This window comes from Mycobacterium sp. ZZG, assembly GCF_054786995.1.
In genome coordinates this window covers 61286-68699 of sequence record NZ_JBTBFV010000028.1, presented here as the reverse complement: position 1 = coordinate 68699, position 7414 = coordinate 61286, and the positions used below count along the sequence as shown (strand labels likewise).

The window sequence follows — 7414 nt, the reverse complement described above, 5'->3', positions numbered from 1 at the left end:
CAGCAAATCACGCACCGTCAACGACACCCCGACCGAACAGGAGGCCACCCCCGCGGCACTGACCACCTGAACCATCACCTCGAAGAATCACACGACGACGTCGTACACCACGCCCCTGGACTTGACCTCCCGACGCGCCGGATGTCGCGTAGACCGGCCGCGCCGTACAACAGCACGCCGTAACCGACGAGGGCCGCGCCGGCCACCCACTCGGCTGTCGGGGACAGCCCGGACAACCGGGACAGCGCGTCGGCGGCCACCGCGACGAACAGGCCGACGCCGCCGCACAGGGTGGCGTCGGCGCGTAACGCGAAGCGCAGCAGCTGCGCATCGGAACGGTGTGCCGGGCGGTGCCGGGTGGTGATGGCGGTCATGGCTCACAGCGTCCGTGGCGGCCGCTGCCAGGTCGACACCACACGCTGCCAGTTACTGCCAACCGCAGGTCGCAGCCCTGCGCCGACGCTAGTGGGCGGCGACGAGGTTGCTGCGCAGGTCGGTGGCGATGACGCGCGCGGCAGCGTTCTGCCAGTTGTGCAGCGAGCGCTGGGGCACCTCGGTGACGAACCACTGCCAGGCCTGCCGGGCGAGCGGATCGAGCCCGGCGGCCGTCGCGTTCTGCGCGTAGGCACGGACGCCGACCACGTACGGGAAATACAGCGAGTTGTAGTGCCGCCACTGCTCGCTGGTGCCGAAATCCCCGCCGTTGCGCGGCTTGAGCGCGGCGATCCGCTCGGCCAGCAGCGCCCGCAGCTCGTTGGCCCGTTCCAGCGGCTGATCGGGTGCGCCGCGCCGGGCCAACCGCTCGTCGATGACCGGCAGCGCGGTCAGCGGACTGGCGACGAGCTTGGACAGGTCGCCGTAGTGGCCGAGCGCGCGGCGGGTGACCCGCACGAAGGTGTCCTCATCCATGCCGTCGAGCGGGCTGGCCGAGCGCAATGGCAGCGCCGATTCGGTGTTGCGCAACGCCGCGCGGTCGGCGCGCAGATCCGGCGAACGCGAGAACGCGAGCCGGTCCAGTAGTCCGGCCAGCGGATCGGCCAGCACGTTGATCGCGATCGCCACCCCCAGGCTGGTGAACAACAGCACCGTCAGCGTCGTCGACCGGCCGGCCACCGCCAGCGCGATCAGCACCTGACCACCGAAGAGCACCGCGACGGCCGTGGTGCCCACGAAGGAGCGCAGCATGTCCCGGCGCAGCGCGTGGCCCTCGTCGAACGCGTCACCGATCGCGACGGCGATGCCGAGCAGCGCGACGTCGAACCCGGTGGACGCCAATGCCAGCCAGCTCGGCACCAGCCCGAGCGGGATCACCAGGATCGCGTTGCCCAACGCGAAGAACAGCGTCGCGACGACGACGAAACCCACGACGGGGCCGGGCTGGGCGCGACGCAGCACGGCGCGCACCATCGCGGCGACCGACGGCACCGACACCGCGGCGAACAACACCCAGTGTCCGAGGCGCAGCGGGCCTTGCACGTCGCCGGCCATCGCCGCCCCCAGGAACGCCACGGTGGCCACACCCGTGACGAGGGCGACCTCGCCGGCCCGGCTGCGCCAGGTGTCGCGGGGCCGGGACAGTTCCAGCAGCACCGCGAACCACGCGATGCCGGGCACCGCGACCAGATAGATCTCGACCCGGCTCAGCGCCGCGGAGTCGCTCACCACCCGGACGGCGTCCAGCGCCACCACCGACGCGAAGCTGGCCAGGCCGACGGCCGCCAGCACGAGCACGATCTTGCGCGGGTCCCGCGCGAGCAGATACAGCCCCAGCCACCGACTCAGTGCGAACACGAGCGCGGACAGGGCGAGCATGTCAGCGTCCGTATCTGCGGTGGCGTGCCGTGTAGTCGCGCAGCGCGCGCAGGAAATCCACCCGCCGGAACTCCGGCCAGTACGCCTCGGTGAACCACATCTCCGAATAGGCGCTCTGCCACAACAGGAATCCGGACAGCCGCTGCTCCCCCGAGGTGCGGATCACCAGATCGGGGTCGGGCTGTCCCGAGGTGTACAGGTTCTCCGAGATGCCCTCGGCCGTCACCGCCTCGATCAGCTGTTCGCCGGTGGCGCCGTTGGCCAGTTCCTTGCTCAGCAGTGCGCGGACCGCGTCGACGATCTCCTGCCGGCCGCCGTAACCGACGGCGACGTTGACGTGGAAGTCACCGCCGTTCCCGTCGGTCGAGGCCACCGCCTCGCGCAGCCGGCGCGCCGGCTCCTCCCCGATCAACTCCAGATCCCCGACGGTGCGCACGGTCCAGCGGTTGGCCGGGGCGCAGATCTCCTCGACCACCTCGGTGATGATCTCGATCAGCGCCGCCAGTTCGTCGTCGTCGCGCTGCAGGTTCTCGGTCGAGAGCAGGTACACCGTCGCCAGTTCGATGCCGGCCTCCTGGCACCAGCGCAGCATCTCGGCGATCTTGCCCGCCCCCGCGCGATAGCCGAAACTGACGTCGTCGTGGCCCAACTCACGTGCCCAGCGGCGATTTCCGTCACACAGCACGGCGATATGGCGGGGCAGTTCCGAGCGTGATGCCGTGAGCCCCTGGCGCAGGCGCATCTCGTAGAGCCGGTACATCGGTTCTTTGAGGCGCCGCGGAATGAGGTCCACGATCAACCAGACTACTGTGACGCGAGGAAGCTCCTGAGCCACTCAGCGGAGGTGAGATGCCGACATCGCTCGAACCGTGGTACTTCGCCGAATCGCCGCGGGAACCTCGGGAAGCCGAGGACTTTCCCGAAGCCGTCGCCGGCGGCGTCGCGCAGTTCCTGGGCAAGCCCAGGCTGCGGGGCTGGATTCACGTGTACTCGGCGGTGATCGCGGTGATCTGCGGCGCGACACTGGTCGCCGTGTCGTGGTCGCTGCAGTCCACCCGCGCCGGCATCGCGACGCTGATCTACACGCTGACCATCGTCGCGATGTTCACCGTCAGTGGGGTCTATCACCGGGTGAACTGGACGTCGGTGACGGCGCGCAAGTGGATGAAGCGCGCCGACCATTCGATGATTTTCCTGTTCATCGCCGGCAGCTACACGCCGTTCGCGCTACTGGCGCTGCCCGAGAACGACGGTCTGGTGCTGTTGTGGATCGTGTGGAGCGGCGCGCTGGCCGGCGTCGCGCTGAAGATGCTGTGGCCGTCCTCGCCGCGCTGGCTCGGGGTACCGCTGTACATCCTGCTGGGGTGGGTCGCGGTCTGGTTCATCGGTCCGATCATGCACGGCGCCGGGGTGGCGGCGGTGGTGCTGCTGATCGTCGGCGGCGCGCTCTACAGCGTTGGTGGTGTGCTGTACGCGCTCAAGTGGCCCAACCCGTGGCCCAGGACGTTCGGGCACCACGAGTTCTTCCACGCGTGCACCGCTGTCGCGGCGATCTGCCACTACATCGCGATGTGGTTCGCCGTCTTCTGATCTCCCTATGGGCGCGTGCGTCTATGGGCGCGACCATGTCACCTGGCGAGCGTGCGTCACCTGGCGCGAGCGTGCGTGTCAGCGGGCGACACGCCGCGGCAACCCTATACTTTGCGCACGCTCACCACTACGTAGCCGGGGGGTCCCGACGAGCGCGGCCGCAGTCGAAGGCAAAGCTCCGCCGTCTGCTGCGCGCAGAGAGGCGACGCCGTGGCGGCACTCCGGGACAGCGGCGACCGGCGAAGGACGGCCGGACCATGGCATTCCCCGACGATCGCACTCCCGGATGTGGCACTCCCGGACGATCGCACTCCCGGACGACGGACGAGCGTGCGCAAAATCCGGTTCTGGCCCGGCGTGTCCACCTCAGACACGCACGCTCGCGCTGAAAAGGCTGGCGCGCTAGAGCTGCGTGACGTCCTGCGGGCCCCAGTAGGCCTTCATCGACGTGATCTGGCCGTCGCCGTTGAACGTCATCACCTCGATGGGCTCGATCCGCATCGCGCCGCCCACGGTGATCGCGAACACGAACGCCGCCTCGTGCCCGCCGGCGCGGAAGTTCAGCAGTTCGGTGGTGATCTGGCCGCCGGCCTCGATGGACTTGTAGAAGCCGGCGATGGCCTGCCGGCCGATGTGCACCTCACCACCGCCCACGGGGTCTTCGAGGGTGGCGTCCTCGGCGTAGAGCGCAGCGACGTCGGTGGCGGTGCCGCCGGCGACGGTGTCGAGATAGCGCTGGACGAAACCCTGTAAGACATCCGGCTCGAAACTCATGAGCGGCAGGCTACACGGACGGCCCGAGCGCGGCGGCGAGATCCTCGACCGTGGTGACGGGCATATCGCAGACCCGGCCGCGGCACACGTACGCGGCGTCCGCGTCGCCGACCCGGGGCCGGGCGCGCAGCAGCTCGGATGAATCCACCTCGCCGCCGATCACGACCGCTCCGCCCGGCGCCAGCCTGCGCGCCGCCGCCAGCAGCGCCGAATCCGCGCCGCCGGCCACCGCGACCTGGATCGGACCGCGCACGGCGGCCTCGGACACCGCCAGCCAGTGCCCCGCCGAACGCGGAGCGCGCTCCAGCAGCACGGTCGCGGCGGCCAGGGTGGCCTCGGCCGCCGCCGAGTACCGCTGCGCGGCGGGTTCGGCCGCCAGATGCGCGGCCAGCTGCAGAGCCTCGGCCATCAGCGATGCGCCTGAGGGCGTGGCACCGTCGAGCGGGTCCGACGGTCGCAGCACCAATTGCTCGGCGTCGTCGGCGACGTCGAACCAGCGGCCGGGGACCTCCGGGTCTGCGAAGTGCTCCAGCGCGAGATCGAGCAGTCGGCACCCGTGATGCAGCCACTCCGGCTCCGCGGTGGCCTGGTGCAGTGTCAGCAGACCGGTGGCCAGCGCGGCGTGATCCTCGAGCACCGCCACACTGTCGCCGACGACGCCGCCGAGGCTGGAGCGCCGCAACCGGCCCTCGACCACATGCAGGGCGAGTAGCCGCCGGGCGCTTTCGGCTGCGGCGTCGAGGTATTCGGGCCGGGCGCCGGCGAACGACGCCTCGGCCAGCGCGGTGATCGCCAACCCGTTCCAGGCCGTCACCACCTTGTCGTCGCGCGCCGGTTGCGGCCTGAGGCGCCGCGCGGCGCGCAGTGCCGTGCGCACCCGCTCGAAGCGATCCGGGTCGTCCGGGTCGGTGTGCAGCTGCAGCACCGAGGTGCCCGCGTCGAAGGTCCCTTCCTCGGTCACCCCGAAAAGCGCTGCCGCCCAACGCCCGTCACCCTCGCCGAGCACTTCCGTGAGTTCGTCCGAGGTCCACACGTAGGTCAGCCCCTCGACCCCGGCGGCGTCGGCGTCCAGTGAGGAGACGAACATCTCACCGTCGCGCAGGTCGTCGAGCAGGAACCGCGCTGTCTCGTGAAGAACCTTGTGCGCCAAAGGATTCGCGGTCCGGCGTGCCCAGTGCGCGTACACCCGCAGCAGCTGGGCGTTGTCGTAGAGCATCTTCTCGAAGTGCGGCACCACCCACGCCGCGTCGACGCTGTACCGGGCGAAGCCCCCGCCCAGCTGGTCATAGATGCCGCCGCGCGCCATCGCCTCACAGGTCCGCACCACCGGGGCCAGGGACGATCCGGTGCGTTCGTGGTGACGCAGCAGCGCTTCCAGCAACGCCGACGGAGGAAACTTCGGGGCGCGCCCGGGACCGTTGGCGAACCCACCGTCGACGGTGTCCTCGTCGCGCAGCACCGCCTCCACCGCGCCGTCGCACACCTGGGCCGCGACAGCCGGGCCGCCGCCCGGCAGGCCGGAGGCCATCGACCGCAGCTCGGCGGCGATCCTGTCCGACGTCTCCTCCACCTCGGCGCGGCGGGTGCGCCAGGTCTCGGTGACCGCGGCCAGCAGTTGCAGGAAGGTGCCCTTCGGGTAGTAGGTGCCGCAGAAGAACGGTCTGCCGTCAGGGGTCAGAAAGCACGTCATCGGCCAGCCGCCCTGACCGGTCAGGGCCACGGTGGCGTTCATGTACACCGCGTCCAGGTCGGGACGCTCCTCGCGGTCGACCTTGATGCAGACGAAGTTCTCGTTGGCGGCCGCTGCGACTTCGGCGTCGGCGAAGGACTCGTGAGCCATCACATGGCACCAGTGGCAGGCCGCGTATCCGATCGACAGCAGGACGGGCACGTCGCGTTCGGCAGCCCATGCCAGCGCGTCCGGCGTCCACTGCTGCCAGTGCACCGGGTTGTCGGCGTGCTGCCTCAGATACGGGCTCGTGGCCCGCGATAGGGAATTTCTCGAGCCGTCAGCTCGAGCCACGTTCCGTCCCGTCGGCCGGATTCTCGGTGGCCAGGTCGGGGTCGGCGCCGATCTCGCCGACCGGGGCGGCACCGCCTTCGACACCGTCGGACTCGGCGGTGTCGAAGGATTTCGGCAGTTTGCGCAGATGCCGGTTCATCGACCACACCAGCCCGAATACCGCGATCAGCAACAGGATCACGATGATCAGCCCGAACGGGCTAGCCTTGCCGAAATCAGGCCCGGTCTGGCGGGGACCGTCTTCCTGGGCCACCGTCAACAGCTCCAGGCCCAGAGTCAGGACGTCGTTCATCAGCGTTCCTCGATCCCGGAGAACAGGTCGGTCTCGGGCAGCACCACCGGCACCCTCGACCTGGCCAGTTCGAATTCCTCCGTCGGCCACAGCCGCTGCTGCCATTCCATCGGCGTGGTGAAGAAGAAGCTGTTGGGGTCGATCTGCGTCGCGTGCGCCAGCAACGCGTCGTCACGCTGAGCGAAGTACTTCGAGCACTCGATCCGCGTGGTCACCCGCTTGGCGAGCAGGTCCTCCTCCGGGTCCCAGCTCTCCAGCCACTTGCTGAACGGACCTTCCTTGCCGTGCTTGGCGAACTCGTCCTGCAGGATCTGCATGCGCTGCCGCAGGAAGCCGTGGTTGTAGTACAGCTTGGACACGCTCCACGGTTCGCCGGCATCCGGGTACAGCAGGTGGTCGGCGGCGGCCTCGTAGGCCGCGACGGAGACCTGGTGGCATTTGATGTGATCGGGGTGCGGGTAGCCGCCGTTCTCGTCGTACGTCGTCATCACGTGCGGCTTGAACTCCCGGATCACCTTCACCAACTCCCGGGTCGGTATCTCCAGCGGCTCCAGCGCGAAACAACCCTCGGGCAACGGCGGCAGCGGGTCGCCCTCCGGCAGCCCCGAGTCGACGAACCCGAGCCAGTGATGCTCGACCCCGAGGATCTGCGCGGCCCTGGCCATCTCGTCGCGGCGGATCTCCGGCATCCGGCCGTGGACCTCGGGTAGGTCCATCGCCGGATTCAGGATGTCGCCGCGCTCCCCGCCGGTCAGCGTCACGACCATCACGCGAACGCCCTCATCGACGTAACGCGCCATCGTCGCGGCACCCTTGCTGGACTCGTCGTCCGGGTGCGCGTGCACGGCCATCAACCGCAGTTCGCTCAACCTCGTCCTTATCAGCTGTTTTTCTGCTTGCCCACTCACGCTTCAGTTCAACCA

Annotated in this window: 7 protein-coding genes and 1 pseudogene; 1 reads left to right on the top strand and 7 read right to left on the bottom strand. The window is 69.4% G+C overall.

Translation table 11 applies throughout. From position 1 onward, the window contains the following. Positions 1 to 128: 128 nt before the first annotated feature. The 3 genes and pseudogenes from ACXMYJ_RS16780 to ACXMYJ_RS16770 form a co-directional block, all read right to left on the bottom strand. Positions 129 to 374: pseudogene (locus tag ACXMYJ_RS16780) on the bottom strand (hypothetical protein); the annotation flags it as partial. Positions 375 to 462: 88 nt separating this feature from the next. After that, entirely contained in the window at positions 463 to 1812 is a 1350-nt protein-coding gene (locus ACXMYJ_RS16775) for a hypothetical protein (RefSeq protein WP_460357782.1), read from the bottom strand. A 1-nt stretch (position 1813) separates the two neighbouring features. Continuing rightward, entirely contained in the window at positions 1814 to 2605 is a 792-nt protein-coding gene (locus ACXMYJ_RS16770) for a (2Z,6E)-farnesyl diphosphate synthase (protein ID WP_443188476.1), read from the bottom strand. Between the two features lie 56 nt (positions 2606 to 2661). On the opposite strand from ACXMYJ_RS16770, the gene trhA reads away from it, so the two are divergent. Beyond that, complete coding sequence (gene trhA / locus ACXMYJ_RS16765) at positions 2662 to 3402, top strand: PAQR family membrane homeostasis protein TrhA (RefSeq protein WP_443188477.1); 741 nt, start codon at positions 2662 to 2664, stop codon at positions 3400 to 3402. 402 nt (positions 3403 to 3804) lie between these two features. Here trhA and ACXMYJ_RS16760 read toward each other — a convergent pair whose 3' ends face one another. From ACXMYJ_RS16760 to mca, 4 genes are read right to left on the bottom strand one after another with little or no spacing between them, the layout of a single operon-like run. Then, positions 3805 to 4176: a nuclear transport factor 2 family protein gene (locus ACXMYJ_RS16760; RefSeq protein ID WP_260754887.1), complete on the bottom strand. Its 372-nt coding sequence runs from the start codon at positions 4174 to 4176 to the stop codon at positions 3805 to 3807. A gap of 10 nt (positions 4177 to 4186) precedes the next feature. Beyond that, positions 4187 to 6199, bottom strand: coding sequence for a thioredoxin domain-containing protein (locus tag ACXMYJ_RS16755; RefSeq protein ID WP_443188478.1), 2013 nt, complete (start codon positions 6197 to 6199; stop codon positions 4187 to 4189). Next, positions 6186 to 6491, bottom strand: a complete 306-nt coding sequence (locus ACXMYJ_RS16750) for a hypothetical protein (protein ID WP_260754889.1) — start codon at positions 6489 to 6491, stop codon at positions 6186 to 6188. Before ACXMYJ_RS16750 ends, ACXMYJ_RS16755 begins: the two co-directional genes overlap by 14 nt. Continuing rightward, entirely contained in the window at positions 6491 to 7360 is an 870-nt protein-coding gene (gene mca, locus ACXMYJ_RS16745) for a mycothiol conjugate amidase Mca (RefSeq protein ID WP_260754890.1), read from the bottom strand. The genes ACXMYJ_RS16750 and mca overlap by 1 nt, the downstream gene beginning before the upstream one ends. Positions 7361 to 7414 lie beyond the last annotated feature (54 nt).